This is a genomic window from Marinobacter sp. 1-3A, assembly GCF_016597775.1.
Lineage (GTDB): Bacteria > Pseudomonadota > Gammaproteobacteria > Pseudomonadales > Oleiphilaceae > Marinobacter > Marinobacter xiaoshiensis.
Genome location: NZ_VCGZ01000007.1, coordinates 87,376 through 105,832, shown reverse-complemented (window position 1 = coordinate 105,832; position 18,457 = coordinate 87,376). Strand labels below are relative to the sequence as shown.

The following is an 18,457-nucleotide window of genomic DNA, read 5'->3' as shown; positions in this document are numbered from 1 at the left end:
CCTAGTTGGTGCGGTGAAACAACAAGTCCCAAACACCATGACCCAGGTTTTCACCACGCTTTTCAAACTTGGTAACCGGGCGATAATCCGGCCGCGGTGAGTATTGACCCTGCTCCTGGGTATTGGCAAACCCCTCAGAATCACCCATCACTTCCATCATATGCTCTGCATAGTTTTCCCAGTCAGTGGCCAGATGCAGAATGCCGCCAACACGCAACTTATGGCGTATGCGTTGGACAAATTCAGGCTGAACCAACCGACGCTTGTGATGCTTCTTTTTGTGCCAGGGGTCCGGGAAGAACACCATGACCTGATCCAGGCAGGCGTCCGGCAGGCACAAATCGATCACATCGTTAGCATCTATGTTGTAAACGCGGATGTTCTCCAGGCCCCGCTCTTCGATCTCTTTGAGCAATGCGCCGACGCCCGGTAAATGAACCTCCACACCAATGAAATCCTGCTCCGGGGCCGCTTCGGCCATTTCTGCCAGCGAACGCCCCATGCCGAAACCAATTTCAAGGTTGAGCATGGCATCACGGCCGAAGACCTGGCGTGGATCAATCATGCCGTTTTCACGGGCCAGGCCAAACTTTGGCCAACTGCGTTCGTAGGCCTTTTTCTGGCCTTCGGTCATACGCCCCTGGCGCAAAACAAAGCTGCGGACGCCACGGCGAGTCGTAATAGGCGATTCGCTTGCCGCTTGTTTCGATTCGTTTTCGTCGCCAAGGTCGTGTGGTTCTTTCTGGTCAGTCATCTGCAATCCTTAACCCCAGGCTGCGGGTGTTGTAAACGGAGTTTGCACACAGTTTACCAGAGTAAAAAGAATCAGGCGGATACCACAGAACTCTTTCCGGTTTGACGGTCAAACTGTCGGTAGCCCAACGCCTCCATCAGATGTGGCTGAGTAACCGAGTCAGCTCCCTCAAGATCCGCCAGCGTGCGCGCAACCCGCAGTATCCGGTGCAGCGCCCTGGCTGACAGCCCCAGTTTCTCCATTGCCCCGGAAAGCAGCTTTTCACTAGTGTGCTCAAGGCGGCAGACCTTCTGCAGCTCGCGCCCTGACAGGGTCGCATTAACACAGCCACGTTGAGTCTGGCGATCTCTGGCAAACGCTACCCGCTCTCTCACCAGGGCACTGGACTCGCCATCCCCGCCGGATTGCATCAATACGTCGCCACTTTGCACAGGCACCTCCACATGCAAATCGAACCTATCCAACAACGGACCGGATATTTTCGAGCGATAACGCATCACCTGCTGGGGCGTACATTGGCATTCAATGGTTGGATGCCCACTGTAGCCGCATGGGCAAGGATTCATAGCGCCGATAACCTGAAACCGTGCAGGAAACGTGACCTGCCGCGCGGCACGGCTGATGGAGATCTCACCGGTTTCCATAGGTTCACGCAGCACTTCCAGAACCCGGCGCTCAAACTCCGGCAGCTCGTCGAGAAACAACACCCCCCGGTGTGCCAGAGATATTTCTCCCGGCCGGGGGCTGCTACCTCCGCCCACCAAAGCCACAGCAGACGCCGTATGGTGGGGAGATCTGAACGGTGGTTGGCGCCAACCACCCTCTCCTACCCGCAACCCTGCGACCGAATGCACGCTGGCCACTTCCATGGCGTGATCATCGTTCAAATCCGGCAGTATTCCGGGTAACCGGCTGGCCAGCATGCTTTTCCCGGTTCCCGGGGGGCCAAAGAAGAGTAAATTGTGGGCACCAGCGGCAGCCACTTCCAGCGCTCGACGAGGGACACTTTGGCCTCGCACATCCGCAAGATCGGGCATACTTGCGCATGCCAAGTGTTCCGGCTTTGTGCGGGGCACAGGCACCAAACGGGCGCGCCCACTCAGGTGTTCGCATACTGCCAGTATATGCCCCGCTGCCAGCACATCGCCCTGGCTTGCAAGCGCCGCTTCGTCAGCGTTGCTATTGGGCACCAGCAAACCCCGCCCTGCTTTTCGCGCCGCCAAAACGGCGGGCAACACACCTTTTAGCGGGCGGAGCGCGCCATCGAGTGAGAGCTCTCCAAGGAATTCCAAGGCGGTGAGGCTTTCAGCAGGGATCTGCCCGGAGGCGGCGAGAATACCAAGAGCGATGGGCAGATCAAATCGGCCGCCCTCTTTTGGCAAGTCTGCGGGGGCAAGATTGATGGTTATTCTTCTGGCTGGAAATTCGAAGCCTGCGTTCAGCAGGGCACTTCTTACGCGTTCGCGGCTTTCACGCACGCCGGTTTCTGGCAGGCCAACAATAGAAAGCGCGGGAAGCCCCCCAGAGAGATGAACCTCTACCGTGACCTCCGGCGCAGACACGCCAATAATGGCGCGGGAATGAACGACAGCAAGCATAACAACCTTCCATGGTTTCTGAGTATCAGTGCGGGACCACAACGGTTAGCCCCACCTGAGCCCGGCGTCCTGCCAGGATGAATTCGGTTTACTGAGCTTTCGGAGACTTCTCCAGCTCTGCCACTCGTTTTTCGAGGGCTTCTACCATTTCACGGGTTTTCATAAGCACTGCTTGTTGGGCATCAAACTCATCACGGGTTACAAGTTCCAGGCGGGACAGAACCGATGTAACCGCTGCGCGGGCCTGAGTTTCAAAATCGTCCCGGGCGGCGCGTGCCATATCCGGCACAAATTGCCCAAACTGCCCCTGTAACTGCGCAAAAATATCCTGTGGGCCTTTCACTCATCACCTCACTGATTAAAATAATGTCCGATTTCGGCCAAAAGACAAGAGCCGCGACCTGTTAGCAGGAGTGTATCACACCGCCACCCCTGCCATACTAGGCACGTTGGGCACTATAATAGCGCTGCCTGCCCCTTGGTTTGCTCCAATGTGGCTCAAGGGATGGCAGAGCGCCCTGATCTGGTGCACAAACTGACTATCAGACTAACAGCAACATGCAACAAAAGATCATCAAACCCATGATTTAAAAGTATTTTTTTGCGTTGGCACACCCGGTGCTATAGCTCTTGTACGCAATCCGCACAGTTGACGTGCAGAGCGGCAGCACTCCGAACTCAACGAATGGCCACTGGCCTCTCATGTTGGGACGGTTTTACCAAGGAGAAAGCAATGAAACTTGTGACAGCGATCATCAAGCCTTTCAAGTTGGATGATGTCCGAGAGGCACTATCCGAGATTGGAGTACAAGGCGTAACCGTCACCGAAGTTAAAGGCTTCGGGCGGCAGAAAGGCCACACAGAACTTTATCGTGGCGCGGAATATGTGGTGGATTTTCTGCCAAAGGTAAAAGTTGAAGTAGCCATTGGCGACAATCTTCTGGACCAGGTTATCGAATCCATTACCAAAGCTGCCAACACCGGCAAAATTGGCGACGGCAAGATCTTCGTAACCGAACTGCTACAGGCGATTCGAATCCGGACAGGCGAGACTGGCGAAGAAGCGGTCTGATCCAGCTCTGGTTACCTGAACAAACCAACGCAAAAAAACCAATCTGAAGTGCCTTGTGCGGAGGGCTTCCTATGGAAAGCAATATTTTTCACCTGCAGTATGCAATAGATACCTTTTATTTCCTGATGTGCGGCGCATTAGTTATGTGGATGGCCGCCGGTTTTGCCATGCTCGAATCCGGGCTGGTAAGAGCTAAAAACACCACCGAAATACTCACCAAAAACGTCGCGCTTTATGCCATTGCCTGCACCATGTACCTGGTGTGCGGCTATGCCATTATGTACGACGGCACCCTTCTGCTAAGCGGCATTGAGCAAACCGATGCGGTGGCAGTTCTGGGTGACTTTGCAAGCCGGGAAGATGGCTTCGAAGGCGGTGCGATTTACTCCAGCGCTGCAGATTTCTTTTTCCAGGTGGTGTTTGTCGCTACCGCCATGTCGATCGTATCCGGTGCCGTAGCAGAGCGAATGAAACTCTGGGCATTCCTCGCCTTTGCGGTAGTGATGACCGGAGTAATCTACCCTCTGGAAGGCTCCTGGACCTGGGGAGGCAAGGATGTTTTCGGGCTTTACAACCTGGGTGACCTTGGCTTCAGTGACTTTGCCGGTTCTGGCATTGTCCACCTGGCCGGTGCAGCCGCCGCTCTAGCTGGCGTGCTGCTGCTGGGCGCCCGAAAAGGCAAATACGGCCCCAAGGGTGAAATCCGGGCAATCCCGGGCTCTAACCTGCCCCTGGCTGCGCTAGGCACCTTTATCTTGTGGATGGGCTGGTTCGGCTTCAACGGCGGTTCTGTTCTTAAACTGGGTGATATCGCCAGTGCCAACTCGGTTGCCATGGTTTTCCTCAACACCAACGCTGCTGCTGCCGGTGGCGCTATAGCCGCCCTGACAACCGGTCGCCTGCTGTTTGGTAAAGCGGATTTAACCATGCTCCTCAACGGCGCCATCGCCGGCTTGGTGGTTATCACCGCCGAGCCCTCTACCCCAAGTGCACTGATTGCGACTCTCTGGGGTGCTCTGGGTGGTGTAGCAGTGGTGTTCAGCGTTATCTTTCTCGACAAACTGCGTATCGACGACCCAGTGGGCGCCATCTCGGCTCACGGCGTATGCGGGTTTCTCGGCCTGATACTCGTGCCCGTTACCAACGGAGATGCAAGCTTCAGCGGGCAGTTGATCGGCGCGGCAACCATCTTCGGGTGGGTGTTCCTGGCCAGCCTGCTGGTGTGGGGCATAATCAAAGCGGTGATGGGAGTAAGGGTCAGCGAACAGGAAGAGTACGAGGGCGTTGATTTGGCTGAGTGCGGCATGGAAGCCTACCCGGAGTTTGTTACCGGGAAGTGATACAGGCTTTATTCATGTAAAAAAAGGGGGGAGCCATTTGGCTCCCCCCTTTTTTTGCTCTGAGCATAGCCCCGCCTTAACCCTCTCCGGGACGCGTTTCGTCTTCAAGGGCGTCTATCATGAACTGGGGCATGGCGAGCGCGCCGTAGTGAATGCCACGATTGTAGTAGCGGGTTACGAAGGGCCGCTTGTTGGCGTCGTCTTCGCGGAAATACCTCAACGGATTGTCTTTACTGGCCATGGTGCAGCTCCACCAGCCGGTGGGGTAAACGGGCTGAGGGAACGGCAGTGTTTGCACGTGGTCGAAGCCGGCTTTGCGCATGTCATTGTGCATGTCTTTGATGATGGTATCGGTGTGCAGCAACGGTGATTCGCTTTGCTGTACGATAATACCGCCTTCGCCCAGCGCCAGCATGGCGTCGCGATAGAAATCCAGAGCAAACAGTCCTTCTGCGGGGCCAACCGGGTCGGTGCTGTCGATAATGATGATATCGATGCTGCCGGGATCCACCTCCCGCATCCACTGAACACCGTCGCCAAAGAAGAAGTTGGCACGTGGGTCATCATTGGATTCACACAGCTCAGGGAAGTACTTCTCGGACATGCTGGTAACGCGCTCGTCGATCTCAACCTGCCAGGCCTCTTCCACATCAGGGTGTTTCAGCACTTCTTTCAAGGTACCGCAGTCTCCGCCTCCCACAATCACAACCTTTTTCGGGTTTTTATGGGTGAAGAGCACCGGGTGGGTCATCATCTCGTGATAAAGGAAGTTGTCCCGGGTGGTCAGCATTACGCAGCCATCCAGCACCATAAGATTGCCGAAGGTTTCCGTTTCGTATATTTCCAGCTTCTGAAACGGTGTCTGCTCCTCGTGCAGTTTCTTTTTCACCTGGAGGGAAAATGCGGTTCCCTGATCCTGGAATACTTCGGTGAACCAATCTTTATTCAGCGTTGTCATGGTGCTCTCCTGCAAAACCCTGGCGCAATGGTCAAAACGTGTATTGTAGGGGCCTGTGCCGGCCAGCCATAGTGTTTGTTGGCAATTATTGAGGTTTGCTGCCGTTACCACCCCATCCAAGGAAACAGGCCCTTTCAGCGGCAATGGCTAAACCCTACAATACCAATCATTAAGCCGGCCTGCCCGGCCCCCGGTTTTCATAAGGATAGTATCCATGAGCAACACCAGCGCCTCACCGGCCCACAAGGTTTATAACATCACCCAATGGAGCGATGGCTATATTGGCGTTAATCCCGAGGGTGAGGTTGTTATTCGGCCAAACCGAGGCAAGAACGATGCGGAGATCAACCTGCCGGAGTTAACTCGTTCGCTGGTGGACTCCGGGCTACAACTACCTGTGCTGATCCGCTTTACAGATATTCTGCACGACCGGGTGAACAAGCTGTGCAATTCATTCAATAAAGTAACCGCTGAGCATGACTACCAAGGCCAATACACAGCGGTTTACCCCATAAAGGTAAACCAGCAGCGGCGAGTGGTTGAAGAGCTGATTGCCGCAGAACCGGCTGCCAGCAACGGCCAAATCGGCCTGGAGGCCGGCAGCAAACCAGAACTCATGGCCGTGCTGGCACTGGCCAGGCAGACTGGCTCGGTTATCGTGTGCAACGGCTACAAAGACAGAGAGTACATCCGCCTGGCGCTTATCGGCCAGAAGCTGGGCCACCGGGTGTTTATTGTGGTGGAGAAACAATCAGAGTTGCCGCTGATTCTGGACGAAGCCAAAAAGCTGGAGGTTTCTCCGCTCATCGGTGTTCGGGTTCGCCTGGCCACCATTGGCAAGGGCAACTGGCAGAACACGGGCGGCGAAAAGTCCAAGTTCGGCTTGTCTGCCAGCCAGGTTCTGGATGTCGTCAACACTCTGCGCGAAGCCGATGCCCTGGATACCCTGCAACTGCTGCACTTCCACCTGGGCTCCCAGATAGCCAATATTCGCGATATTCAGACCGGGTTGCGGGAATGTGCGCGCTTTTACAGCGAACTGAGACACATGGGTGCCCCGGTGAACACCGTGGATATAGGCGGTGGGCTTGGCGTTGACTACGAAGGTACTCGCTCCCGAAGCGCCTGTTCCATGAATTACACCATGTATGAGTATGCCTACAACGTGGTGCGTGTGCTGCAAACTGAATGCGATCGTTACGACCTTCCGCACCCGGATCTGATCAGCGAATCCGGCCGGGCACTGACCGCGCACCATTCCGTGCTGGTGACCAATGTAATTGACCATGAGGAGCCGGAAGATCACTCTTCCCAAGAGCCAGCTGAGGATGCACCGGCACCTCTGCAAGATCTCTGGCGAGACCTTAAAAGCCTGGAAGACCCGGAATCTCCACGCTCGCTGGCAGAAATCTATCACGACGTTCTGCACGCCATGGCAGATGTTCACGGCCAGTTTGCCCACGGCACACTCACTCTGCAGGAGCGTGCCGATTCAGAAATACTGTACATCCGCTGTTGCCGGCTACTTCACAGCCAACTGGATAAAAACAGCCGGGCCCACCGCGAAATCATTGACGAGCTGAACGAAAAACTGGCTGCGAAGTTGTTTGTTAACTTCTCGCTTTTCCAGTCGCTGCCGGATGTATGGGGCATCGACCAGATATTTCCGGTAATGCCCATAAACGGCCTGAATCGCCCGCTCACCCGCAGGGCGGTGATTCAGGATATCACCTGTGATTCGGATGGCCGCATCGACCGCTATGTGGATGGCCAGGGCACGGAAACCACCCTTCCCCTGCCCGAAGAGAAGCCTGGCGAGGCTTTGCTGATGGGCTTCTTTATGACCGGTGCCTATCAGGAAATTCTGGGGGATATGCACAACCTGTTTGGTGACACACACTCTGTAGACGTACGTTTGAACGATTCCGGGGGCTATGATATCAACACGCCCATTATCGGCGACACTGTGGCCCACGTGCTCAGGTATGTTAACTTCGAGCCCAACAACCTGCTGCAAGCTTACCGCAACAAGTTTGCCGCAAGTGACTTGCCTGAAAGTACCCAAGCCGTACTGCTGGAAGAGTTGGCTGCCGGGCTTGAGGGTTACACTTATCTCGAAGAATAAGCGTTTCTTTTAAACACAACTGATCCGCTCTGAAACCCGCCCCGTAAATATCGTAACTGACAATCCCGGGGCGAGTGCATCGAATGAGTAACGTAACAAACATAGACCATGCAACTGTCAAGGAGCGTCCGGTGACCACACTGGATCAACAGCCAGCACGTGCCGAGGGCCGAAAGGACCCCTGGAGCCAGCTGTTGGTGAAAGTGGGGAAAAGCCAGGATCGCCAAGCCTACCACTCTTTATTTGAGCACTTCGCGCCACAGCTGAAGTATTACGCCATGGCTAATGGCATGGCCAGCCACGCAGACGAACTGGTTCAGGAAGTGTTCGTTTCTATCTGGCGCCGGGCCTGCCTGTATGACTGGCAAAAAGCCGCAGCTTCTACCTGGATTTTCACCATCGCACGTAACCAGCGCATCGATATGTTGCGCAAGATGCGTCGCTCCAGTGTGGAGATGGCAGTGGAAACCGAAGATCTATGGCAGATTCCCGGAGAAGACGACAATCAGCCGGTCACCTCACTGCACCGTCTCATGTCCGAGCGTCGCGTCAGAGAGTCGCTAAGCCAGTTGCCAGAAGACCAGATTACAGTCATTGCCAAGGTATATATGGAGCAGAAGTCCCACCAGATGGTGGCAGACGAACTGAACATTCCCTTGGGCACAGTAAAGAGCCGGGTGCGCCTTGCTCTGAGCAAACTGAAAGTGATTTTGCAGGATCAGAACGTATGACACGGCATCACCCCGATAGCCTGAGCCTGATGGAATACAGTGCGGGCAACCTGAGCGAACCCCATGCTCTTTGCATCCGCCTCCATCTCGACAACTGCGCACAGTGCCGCTGCCAGGTAGACACCCTCGACAGCCTGGGTGCTGTGGTGATGGAAAAGCAGCCGAAAGTCAGCGTTTCCGGAACGATGTTCGATGACATCCTCGCGAGAATAGACAGCTCAACAGAACCCAGGCCGCAAGTAAAAATGCAGCCCAAGACGAGCCTGCTACAAAAATTGCTGGGTGAAGACATAAACAATCTGCCCTGGAAACGGCAATTGGGGGATGTCAGCGTTCTGGATATTACCGGGAAGTTTCCGGGCCAGAATGAACAGGTTGTCCTGCAGAAGCTGGTAGCCGGGGGTAAGGCCCCCGCTCACACACACCGTGGTACTGAAACAACCATCGTGCTGCAGGGAATGTTCTCCGACCATAAAGGTGTATTCAGCCAATGGGATTTTGTGGTTCTGACCGAACAGGATGAGCACAAGCCTGTCGCACTTGGTTCAGAGGACTGCATTACGCTCTCGGTGCTGAGTGCTCCGGTCAAACTGACTGGCACCTTCACTCGTTTGCTGAATCCGTTTATACGCTGATTTTTTCTCACACCCATTTGCTGAGTGCGACTTTGGCTGGCCTCTACCAGGGCAAAACCGAGCCATCCCAGCTCAAAAAGCAACCATTTTCCATCGGTGTTATTCCTTCAATAACCGACAACAAATTCACGGTGCCTTAGCCACGGCAACAACGCCTGAGCCAAAGTGGCAAAGCCCGTTGCATTCACGGCAAAAGCCCGAGCCATACTCATCGCTTTCAGGTCTTCCAGGCGCTTTTCGGGGAAAATGTCATCATTGTGCAGCAAGCCTGCGGCGTACAAGAACGTATCTATGCCCCGGGACGCCGGAATAACCTTTTCCAGCGCCAGTGCAACCTTCTGAGGTGACTGTTCCTCTTCTGCGTCCCACGCCAACAGGTTCACGCGGCTGTGGCTGCGCAGTGGCTCCGGCACCTTCAGCGGCTCACGACAAAGACCAATCACCCGGGACTCCTCGTCACGGGCCAAACACGCTTCTGCCAGTGCATAACCAATCGCGCCGGACATGCCGGCCACCACTATTAGTTTCATATTCGCCCCTCCACCTACTTATGAACGATATACGAAAAATTGCTGCCTCAGACCCAATAAATCGGTGAACCACGGAATTAAAACAGCCGTATGAATTGGTAATGACATCAACCCCAAGCTCCGGCTCAACTGCCGCAGCCTGCTCATACGGTCGAAAAAGCCCACAAGGGCCAACAAGACTCACCAAGGAGAGTGTTCATGCAATACCAGGCTCCAGCAAATGATCTTCGCTTTCTGTTGTTTGATGTACTGGGTGTCGACCGGCTACACGAGCTGGACAAATACGCCGACGCCACACCGGATCTGATTTCTGCCGTTATTGACGAGGCCGGCAAACTGGCTGCCGAAGTGATTCAGCCAACCAACCAGACCGGTGATCGCGAAGGCTGCCACTACAACCCGGAAACCCACGATGTGAAAACACCACAAGGGTTCAAGGAAGCCTATAAAAAGTTTGTGGAAGGCGGCTGGACAGCTTTGGATGCGCCGGTAGAATTTGGTGGCCAAGGCCTGCCCCACACTCTGAAATTTGTTGTGGATGAAATGGTGTGCTCCACCAACTTATCTCTGGGCATGTACCCCGGCCTGACCCACGGAGCCATAAGCGCACTGCACGCCCACGGTTCCGATGAGCTGAAGCAGACCTATCTGGAAAAACTGGTTTCCGGAGAATGGACAGGCACCATGTGCCTGACCGAGCCTCAGTGTGGCACCGATCTGGGCATGATTCGCACCCGCGCCACGCCAAATGATGACGGCAGCTACGCCATTGAAGGCACCAAAATCTGGATTACCGGCGGTGAGCACGACCTGACTGACAACATTGTGCACCTGGTTCTGGCCAAGCTGCCCGGCGCACCAGACACCACCAAGGGCATTTCCCTGTTTATCGTTCCCAAATTCCTGCCTGATACCGGCGAGCGCAACCCTGCGTTCTGTGGCGGTCTGGAGCACAAGATGGGCATCAAGGGTTCCGCCACCTGCGTGATGAACTTTGAGGGTGCCAAGGGCTGGCTGGTGGGTGAGCCCAACAAAGGCATGCGCTCCATGTTCACCATGATGAACGAGGCTCGCCTGATGGTTGGCATGCAGGGTCTTGGGCTTGCGGAAATGGCCTATCAGGAAAGCCTCGCGTTTGCCAAGGAACGCCTGCAAAGCCGCTCCCTGAGCGGCCCGAAAAACCCGGATGGCCCGGCCGACCCGATTATCGTGCACCCCGATGTGCGTCGCATGCTCATGCGCCAGAAGGTTCTGAACGAAGGCATGCGAGCCCTTGCACTGTTTACCGGCCATCAACTGGATCTGTCAGTGGCCCACCCGGATGAATCAATACGGGAATCGGCGGATGACCTGGTACAACTGCTGACACCTGTGGTTAAGGCCTTCCTAACCGACGAAGGCGCCAATAATGCCAACACTGGCCTGCAGGTGCTTGGTGGCTCTGGCTTCACTACCGACTGGCCGCTGGAACAACTGGTTCGGGATGGCCGCATCGCCCGCATCTACGAAGGCACAAACGGCATTCAGGCCATGGATCTGGTAGGCCGGAAACTGAGCCTGAAAGGCGGGCAGCTGGTACGCACCCTGTTTGGCGTGTTGGCGACTCACCTGAAGGACAACCCGGAAGCGCCTCATCGCGAAGATCTCAAAGGCGCCATGGGCGCACTGGAAAAAGCCACCATGTGGCTGGCAACCAACGCCCCGAGAGATCCTGAGCAGGCCGGCGCAGCCGCCACACCCTACCTGCGTTTGATGGCGCTGACGGTTGTCGGCTATATGTGGTCGCGCATGGCCAATGTGGCGAGTCAGCAGCTTGCGGCAGGAGAAGGCAACAAGCCGTTGCTGGAGGCCAAACTGGTGTCTGCCCGCTTCTATTTTGAAAAGCTGCTGCCGGAAATTCACTGGTTGCTCAGCGACATAGAAAGTGGAAAAGACACCTTGATGGATCTGGGGGATGATCATTGGGCTGCCTGAGCACAGGCCCTGGAGCTTGATATCCGGTTGCGGCGTCTTGCCTTCATAGTCTCCAATCCCGGATTAACACCCCGAAAGCCACGCCTTGCGTGGCTTTTTTGCTGGTATTTTATGTCTGCTCAGGCACTAGGGTATAATCGCGCCCCTGATTTCATCCGGCTAGTGCCCGGACCCAAACGGAGAACTCATGAACACCGACGACTACGCTCTCCGCTTTGGCGGCATCGAACGCCTGTATGGGCGCCGCGCCCTGCACGCCTTCCGCGATGCCCACGTTGCAGTAATTGGCTTGGGCGGAGTTGGTTCCTGGGCGGCGGAGGCATTAGCACGCAGTGGCATTGGCACCATCACACTGGTCGACATGGATGATATCTGTGTGTCCAACACCAACCGCCAGCTCCATGCTCTGGAAGGCCAGTACGGGCGCACAAAAACCGATGCCATGGCGGATCGGCTGAAAGCCATCAATCCCCATGCCGATATCCGTGTTCACTTTGGCTTTCTCACTCTGAAAAACCTGACCGAGCTGATCACCCCGGACATGACAGCCGTGGTAGACGCCATAGACAGCGTGAAACCCAAGGCGGCCCTGATTGCCCACTGTCAGCGGGGCAAGATCCCCATCGTCTGCGCCGGAGGCGCGGGCGGCCAAACAGACCCCACTAAAATTCTGGTGGCAGATCTCAGCAAAACCACACAGGATCCGTTACTGGCGAAGGTTCGTAATCTTCTGCGCCGGGAATACGGTTTTTCTCGTAATCCAAAGCGGCGATTTGGGATCGAGGCCGTATACTCAACTGAACAACTCACATATCCTGCCGGAGATGGCGAAATTTGCCTGCAAAAGCCTGCAACTTCGGGGCCCACACGGCTAGACTGCGCTACCGGCTTTGGCGCTGCCTGCCCTGTTACGGCCAGCTTTGGCCTGTTTGCAGCTTCCCGGCTGTTAAATCGCATTGCAAAACGCGCTAACCAATAATCACACGGGTTCCAGATCTTTATGCCAGCCAGCACAGTCCTGATTCTTGCCATCATTGGTATTCTTTCACTGTCGTTTCAATGGCTTGCCTGGCGTGTGCGCGTGCCTGCCATTCTTTTTCTGCTTGCCGGCGGCATTCTTGTGGGCCCGGTACTGGGTTTTCTGAAGCCCGACGAAGTATTCGGTGACCTGCTATTTCCCATGGTCTCATTGGCGGTTGCCATCATTCTGTTCGAAGGCAGCCTGACCCTGCGCTTTGATGAGATTCGCGGGCACAGCAAAATGACCCGCAATCTCATATTCGTTGGCTCTGTTGTTACCGGGATTATTGCCACTCTGGCTGCACGCTGGGTATTGGAGATTTCCTGGGCTGTTGCCATGCTTTTTGGTGCAATTTCTGTTGTCACAGGGCCAACCGTTATCGCGCCCCTGCTTCGCTCTGTGCGCCCGAGCGCCAAGCTGGCCAATATCCTGCGCTGGGAAGGCATCATTATCGACCCTGTAGGTGCCCTGTTAGCGGTTCTGGTATTCGAGGGCATAGTGTCATGGGGCCAGGGCAACGTGTTCGGCCATTCCCTGTACATCTTCGGTAAAACCCTGGTCATCGGCTTCACCACTGGCGCTCTGGCGGGTTATCTGAACGGACTGGTATTGCGCAAGCACCTGATGCCGCACTACTTGCATAACGCCGCAACACTCACCTTTATGCTGGGTGTTTATGCTTTCTCCAATGAAATGGCCCACGAGTCCGGCCTGCTCACCGTTACGGTCATGGGCATCTGGATGGCCAATATGAAGCAGGTTTCTGTAGACAGCATTCTGGAGTTCAAGGAGTCCCTGAGCGTACTGCTGATTTCGGCTTTGTTTATCATCCTCGCCGCCCGGGTGGAGTTTGCTGCCATTGCGGATCTGGGCTGGGGATTGGCCGTGGTTCTCGCTGTTCTGATGCTGGTCGCACGGCCACTCAGCGTGTTTCTTTCGGCCATAGGCACTGATCTGAACTTGCGGGAAAAGCTGTTCTTAAGCTGGATTGCACCAAGAGGCATTGTTGCGGCTGCTGTTTCTGCCCTGTTCGCCTTCCAGCTTCAAAACCTGGGCTACGAAAGCGCAGCCGCCCTTGTACCCATGGTGTTCGTACTGATTATTGCCACAGTTACGCTGCAAAGCCTGACTGCACGGCCTATCGCCCGGTTGCTGAAAGTCACTGAGCCGGCTGAGTATGGCTTCCTGATTTTAGGCGCTAACCCGGTGGCCCGTATGATTGGGCAGGCTCTCAAAAAACATGATGTTCCGGTAGCTTTAGCGGACACCAACTGGGAAAACGTGCGCCAGGCGCGGATGGACAACCTGAAGGTGTATTTCGGTAACCCGATTTCCGAGCATGCCTCAACTCACCTTGATCTCACTGGAATCGGCAACCTGCTGGTTATCTCTCCGTACAAGCACATGAACTCGCTGGCCACATACCACTTCCTGGACTGGTTCGGTGACACCAGCGTATTCAGCCTTTCGGAAGGCGACCAGGATCAGAAGGCACGGCACCAGACCGCAGGGAAGATTCAGATGACTCGCGGCCTGTTCGACGACGTGAGCTACGCCAAACTTGCGAGCCTGGCGAGCCAGGGGTACACGGTAAAAACCACCCAGCTCAGCGAAGAGTTTGGATACAACGACTTTCTGGTGAAGTACCAGGGACAGGCCTTGATACTGTTTGTATTTGACAGCAAGAGCCGCATCAAACCAGTGCGCAGCATGGATGACCTGAAACCAGATGATGACTGGATCCTGATAAGCCTGGTGCCACCACAGGATCGCAAAGAGCGGAAAAGCAGGGAAAGCAATGGGGAAGGAGCAGAGCCTTCAGCTATGGGTAAGGAGCCTTCGGCCATGGGCAAAGAGCCCTCGGCCCCCGGGAAGGAGCCCTCAGCTTCAGAGGGCGATTCCTCAACAGAAAGCTCGTCCCCCAGAAGCTGAATTCAGCAAAAGTACTTCAGGGTTAGCTGCAATCCAGAACCAGCTTGCCCCGCACATGCCCACCCTCAAGTAGTTCGTGGGCTTGTGCCGCCTGATCCAGCTTAAAAGCCTTCTCAATGTGCACCTTTACATCACCGTCTTCAATCAGTTCGGCAATTTCATCAAGGTGAAACACATCCGGGCGCACGGTCATGCCGTAGGCCTTCAGCCCCTGGGCTTCGGCAGCACTTATAACCTCATCGGCTGTGACCGTAGGAATAGTAACCAGGATGCCACTCTCCCCAAGGGTGCGCAGAGAGCGTTTGCCCGTCTCACCGCCAACCAGATCCAACACAACATCCAGCCCAAAGCATTCGTCAGCAAAATCTGTGGTGTTGTAGTCGATTACTTCGTGCACACCCAACTCTGCAAGGAAGTCGCGATTGCCTGCAGAGGCCGTGGCAATAACATGCGCGCCGTGTGCCAGTGCAAACTGCACCGCCAAGTGCCCCACACCGCCAGCACCGGCGTGCACAAGTATCTTCTGGCCCTGCTCAAGCTCAGCTACTTCAAACAGCGCCTGCCAGGCCGTGAGTGCCGCCAGTGGCAAGGCGCCTGCGGTTACGAGATCAAGCTCCTCGGGCACAACGGCCAACTCATCTGCCGCCGCCAGCGCGTATTCGGAATAGCCCCCACCATTCAATGGAAAACCCACCAGCCCCATAACCCGGTCGCCGGGAGCCAGCGTGGTTACGCCATCTCCGATCGCAACAACTTCGCCAGCCACATCGTAGCCTGGGGTCCATGGTAAAGAACTCTCTATCTGCTGGGCTACAAATCCGAAACCCTTGCGGGTTTTCCAGTCAATAGGATTCAACCCGGCGCCGTGAACGCGAATCAGCACCTCACCTTGTTGCGGTGATGGAATATCTGAGCTGACAACTTCCAAAACATCACGCTCACCAAACTGGTGGTAGACCACCTTCTTCATGGACGATTCAGAATTATGGTCAATAGGGGTATCCATGGGTATCTCCGCAAAAAGGTGATGATAGTGACTGATTTGGTTGAGGGGGCTTATTCTCTTCTCAGACTACCAGAAGTTGACGGCAATAGTGACTGACAACCAATCTACAAGCCTTTCCCGCCTGCTACGCTGGCCGCTTGCAAAATGTCGGCAAATTCTTTTGGTGCCCGGGAGGGGCGCTGGGTTTTCAGGTCCACACAAGCGTGAGTCGACATTGCCCGCACCAGAGTTTTCCCGTCGGCTGGCCGCACCAACTGGAACTGCCGCGCAGAACGAAAACGGCCGTCAAAGCCCGTAAGCCAGGTGCCCAAAATCAGCCGGTCACCGGGGTTGGCAGACGCAAGATAATCGATCTCTGTGCGGGTAATCGCCATGGCTTTGCCGGTGGCCTCGTGCAGCTCCCAGGTCATACCGAGACTCTTGATGTGCGCCCAGCTGACGTCTTCGAGCCAGCGCACATAGACCACGTTGTTTGCATGCCCCAACTCGTCGGTATCGGCCTCAACCACCAGAATATCAAGGGTAAAAGGGTCAGGAAGATCCCATTGTATTGGCTTATTTTCAGTCATTACTGCTCTCCAAGGCCCGGAACATCCTGTAACGACAAACGCCCGATGCGATCATTGTGCAATGAGCCAAAATACAGGTAATCGCCGTGGGGGTTAACCGAAGTAATTTCCTGCAAATGTTTGCCCTCGGTGTCGTGCAGACTGGCGATCACCTCGCCCTCGCCATTAAACGCTACCACCAGGCCGTATTCCTGAGGCGCGGGCTGAAAGCTCTGCGGCAGTTTGGCAACCAGTTCTTTGAGCCAGGGTTTGGGGTGCAAGGTATCAATATTGGCATTCCGAAGTGTGGGAAAGGCTACCCAGAACCTGCCTTGTTCATCCACTGCCAGATTGTCGGGAAAACCTGGCAGGTTTTCTGCAAAAATCTCTGTCTGGCCGGCTTTTGGGCCATTTATCCAGTATTTGTGGATACGGTATTTCCAGGTTTCATTCACCAGCAGGTAATCACCCCTCAGTGCCACCGCAACGCCGTTGGCAAAATGCAGGTCTCTCAACAGTACCTCAGTTTCACCGGTTTCCGGTGAATACCGCAAAAGCCGGCCGTGGGGCCGCATTTCAAAAAGATCGAGCAGGTAATCATGCTGGTAGAAGCGGGAACTGGCATCTGAGAAATAAATGCGACCATCAGGCGCGATATCCAGATCATCTGTAAACCGGAAGGGTACACCTTCGGCTTCAGTGCTCAATACGGTGATGTCACCGTCAGGCGTAACGGACAACAGGCCTTTCCATGCATCCGCAACAATCAGGTTGCCATTCTGGTCAAACACCATGCCCAAGGGACGGCCTCCGGTAGACAGCCAGTTTTCAACCTGCCCATCGGGGAGAACGCGCACAATGTAACCATCCTGGGTGCCCGCAAAAACCACACCTTCGGAGTTAACGGCGGTGTCTTCCGGGCCATACACCTGGCCTTTTGCCAGTAAATCTGCCTGCCGCAGATGCTCGTTCGGGGTAAGCAAGCCGGTCATGGCCTCCGGGACAGGCGGTTGCCAGGCTTTGGCATCAATAGGTGATGGCGCCATAAAAAGGCCACCCAGTAAAATAAACAGAACTACTAACCCACCCATCAACCATTTCATACGTTCAACCTGTTTGCTTGTTGTTGTTTTTAAGAAGCTTATACGGCTTCTTCACCACTCAAAAACTGCTGACACAAGGCCACAAAGGTGTCCGTCTTTTCCGCATGCAGCCAGTGCCCGGTGCCTTCAATCTCGGTCAGTTGAGCCCTGGGGAACAGTCGGTTAATTTCCTCTCGATGCTTTTCCTGAATATAAGCCGAATCAGCGCCCTTCAAAAACAGCACTGGCCCCTTATAGGGCGTATCGCCCTCGGGTGCGGCGGCCAGGTTGGTATAACAAGCCTCTATCGCCTCCAGGTTCAGGCGCCACCGATATACGGAGCCATCTTTTGGCTGCTCTTCATTTGGAATACGCTCCAGATTCATCAGCAAAAACTGCCTGACACCAGGTATCTCTACAAACTCAGCCAGTTGTTTATCGGCATCACGGCGGGAGCGCACACTGGCAAGATCAACCCGCATCATGCCTTCAAGAATCGCATCGTGCCGTGCTTTATAGGTTACCGGCGCAATGTCGGCAACAATCAGCTTTTCCACCCGCTCCGGCGCTTGCAAAGCGACCTGCATGGCAACCTTGCCACCCATTGAGTGCCCAAGGAGGCAGGCTTTATCAAGCCCTTTCTCGTCCATGTAGGCTAGTACATCCTCAGCCATGGAAGGGTAGTCCATTGTATCTGCATGAAAGGAACTGCCATGGTTGCGCAAATCCAGGCCGTGAACCTGCCAGTCCGTATGGAATTTCCGGGCAATCGCACCCAGGTTTTCCTGAGCTCCGAACAGGCCGTGCAGCAGAATAATTGGGGCACCTTCTCCGGTAATTCGATGGTTCAGTATTGCACTCATGGGCAGGCTGTCTCCGTCAGGTATCACAAGGTTCAGATTCCGTTACATTAACACTGCCAGTCAGGCTAGCAAGGGGAAGGATTGTCGGTAGGGCTTTCTTCGGGCAGAAAAAAACCGGGCAGAGCCCGGCTGTAAAAGTCATAAGCTCACTTACTGAGCAATTAGCAGTAGTAAATCTCGCCAAGATATTCTGCCAGCGCTGCTACGTTTCTGCGCTCAAACTCTGTGCTCGGTACAAAAATGACTGGTTTCATAAAACATCTCCTTGATGAGTTATCCATTACTTCA

Annotated in this window: 17 protein-coding genes; 8 read left to right on the top strand and 9 right to left on the bottom strand. The window is 55.0% G+C overall.

Features of this window, described 5'->3' with window-relative positions; all coding sequences use genetic code 11:
• Position 1: 1 nt before the first annotated feature.
• From trmB to FE848_RS12425, 3 genes are all read right to left on the bottom strand, one after another.
• Positions 2 to 754, bottom strand: coding sequence for a tRNA (guanosine(46)-N7)-methyltransferase TrmB (trmB, locus tag FE848_RS12435; RefSeq protein ID WP_200203401.1), 753 nt, complete (start codon positions 752 to 754; stop codon positions 2 to 4).
• 71 nt (positions 755 to 825) lie between these two features.
• Positions 826 to 2,352, bottom strand: a complete 1,527-nt coding sequence (locus FE848_RS12430; RefSeq protein ID WP_200203399.1) for a YifB family Mg chelatase-like AAA ATPase — start codon at positions 2,350 to 2,352, stop codon at positions 826 to 828.
• An 88-nt stretch (positions 2,353 to 2,440) separates the two neighbouring features.
• Complete coding sequence (locus FE848_RS12425; protein ID WP_200203397.1) at positions 2,441 to 2,695, bottom strand: accessory factor UbiK family protein; 255 nt, start codon at positions 2,693 to 2,695, stop codon at positions 2,441 to 2,443.
• A 390-nt stretch (positions 2,696 to 3,085) separates the two neighbouring features.
• Here FE848_RS12425 and glnK point away from each other — a divergent pair, with 390 nt between their 5' ends.
• Positions 3,086 to 3,424 (top strand): P-II family nitrogen regulator, encoded by a 339-nt coding sequence (gene glnK / locus FE848_RS12420; protein ID WP_200203395.1) that lies wholly within the window; start codon positions 3,086 to 3,088, stop codon positions 3,422 to 3,424.
• Positions 3,425 to 3,495: 71 nt separating this feature from the next.
• Positions 3,496 to 4,764 carry an ammonium transporter gene (locus FE848_RS12415; RefSeq protein WP_200203387.1) on the top strand — a complete coding sequence of 423 codons (1,269 nt, stop codon included), beginning with the start codon at positions 3,496 to 3,498 and terminating at the stop codon, positions 4,762 to 4,764.
• Positions 4,765 to 4,840: 76 nt separating this feature from the next.
• Here the strand turns inward: FE848_RS12415 and speE are convergent, their stop codons facing one another.
• Positions 4,841 to 5,722, bottom strand: coding sequence for a polyamine aminopropyltransferase (speE, locus tag FE848_RS12410; protein WP_200203385.1), 882 nt, complete (start codon positions 5,720 to 5,722; stop codon positions 4,841 to 4,843).
• Between the two features lie 214 nt (positions 5,723 to 5,936).
• Here speE and speA point away from each other — a divergent pair, with 214 nt between their 5' ends.
• The 3 genes from speA (at position 5,937) to FE848_RS12395 (ending at position 9,213) form a co-directional block, all read left to right on the top strand.
• Positions 5,937 to 7,847 carry a biosynthetic arginine decarboxylase gene (gene speA / locus FE848_RS12405; RefSeq protein WP_200203383.1) on the top strand — a complete coding sequence of 637 codons (1,911 nt, stop codon included), beginning with the start codon at positions 5,937 to 5,939 and terminating at the stop codon, positions 7,845 to 7,847.
• 131 nt (positions 7,848 to 7,978) lie between these two features.
• Positions 7,979 to 8,578 (top strand): sigma-70 family RNA polymerase sigma factor, encoded by a 600-nt coding sequence (locus FE848_RS12400; RefSeq protein ID WP_200203649.1) that lies wholly within the window; start codon positions 7,979 to 7,981, stop codon positions 8,576 to 8,578.
• Positions 8,575 to 9,213, top strand: a complete 639-nt coding sequence (locus FE848_RS12395; protein WP_200203381.1) for a ChrR family anti-sigma-E factor — start codon at positions 8,575 to 8,577, stop codon at positions 9,211 to 9,213. Before FE848_RS12400 ends, FE848_RS12395 begins: the two co-directional genes overlap by 4 nt.
• 107 nt (positions 9,214 to 9,320) lie before the next feature.
• Here the strand turns inward: FE848_RS12395 and FE848_RS12390 are convergent, their stop codons facing one another.
• Complete coding sequence (locus FE848_RS12390; RefSeq protein ID WP_200203378.1) at positions 9,321 to 9,743, bottom strand: SDR family NAD(P)-dependent oxidoreductase; 423 nt, start codon at positions 9,741 to 9,743, stop codon at positions 9,321 to 9,323.
• A 198-nt stretch (positions 9,744 to 9,941) separates the two neighbouring features.
• Between FE848_RS12390 and FE848_RS12385 the strand changes: the two genes are divergently transcribed.
• The 3 genes from FE848_RS12385 (at position 9,942) to FE848_RS12375 (ending at position 14,670) form a co-directional block, all read left to right on the top strand.
• Complete coding sequence (locus FE848_RS12385; RefSeq protein WP_200203376.1) at positions 9,942 to 11,717, top strand: acyl-CoA dehydrogenase C-terminal domain-containing protein; 1,776 nt, start codon at positions 9,942 to 9,944, stop codon at positions 11,715 to 11,717.
• A gap of 187 nt (positions 11,718 to 11,904) precedes the next feature.
• Positions 11,905 to 12,696, top strand: a complete 792-nt coding sequence (tcdA, locus tag FE848_RS12380; protein WP_200203363.1) for a tRNA cyclic N6-threonylcarbamoyladenosine(37) synthase TcdA — start codon at positions 11,905 to 11,907, stop codon at positions 12,694 to 12,696.
• 21 nt (positions 12,697 to 12,717) lie between these two features.
• On the top strand, positions 12,718 to 14,670 hold the full coding sequence (locus FE848_RS12375; protein ID WP_200203361.1) for a cation:proton antiporter: 1,953 nt from the start codon (positions 12,718 to 12,720) through the stop codon (positions 14,668 to 14,670).
• Between the two features lie 22 nt (positions 14,671 to 14,692).
• On the opposite strand, the gene FE848_RS12370 is transcribed toward FE848_RS12375, so the two are convergent.
• The 4 genes from FE848_RS12370 to FE848_RS12355 all read right to left on the bottom strand — a co-directional run bounded on the left by FE848_RS12370 (position 14,693) and on the right by FE848_RS12355 (position 18,169).
• Positions 14,693 to 15,676, bottom strand: coding sequence for an NADP-dependent oxidoreductase (locus FE848_RS12370; RefSeq protein ID WP_200203358.1), 984 nt, complete (start codon positions 15,674 to 15,676; stop codon positions 14,693 to 14,695).
• A 104-nt stretch (positions 15,677 to 15,780) separates the two neighbouring features.
• Positions 15,781 to 16,245: an acyl-CoA thioesterase gene (locus FE848_RS12365; RefSeq protein ID WP_200203355.1), complete on the bottom strand. Its 465-nt coding sequence runs from the start codon at positions 16,243 to 16,245 to the stop codon at positions 15,781 to 15,783.
• On the bottom strand, positions 16,245 to 17,327 hold the full coding sequence (locus tag FE848_RS12360; RefSeq protein WP_200203352.1) for an SMP-30/gluconolactonase/LRE family protein: 1,083 nt from the start codon (positions 17,325 to 17,327) through the stop codon (positions 16,245 to 16,247). The genes FE848_RS12365 and FE848_RS12360 overlap by 1 nt, the downstream gene beginning before the upstream one ends.
• 38 nt (positions 17,328 to 17,365) lie before the next feature.
• A complete protein-coding gene (locus tag FE848_RS12355; protein WP_200203350.1) occupies positions 17,366 to 18,169 on the bottom strand; it encodes an alpha/beta fold hydrolase in 804 nt (267 codons plus the stop codon).
• Positions 18,170 to 18,457 lie beyond the last annotated feature (288 nt).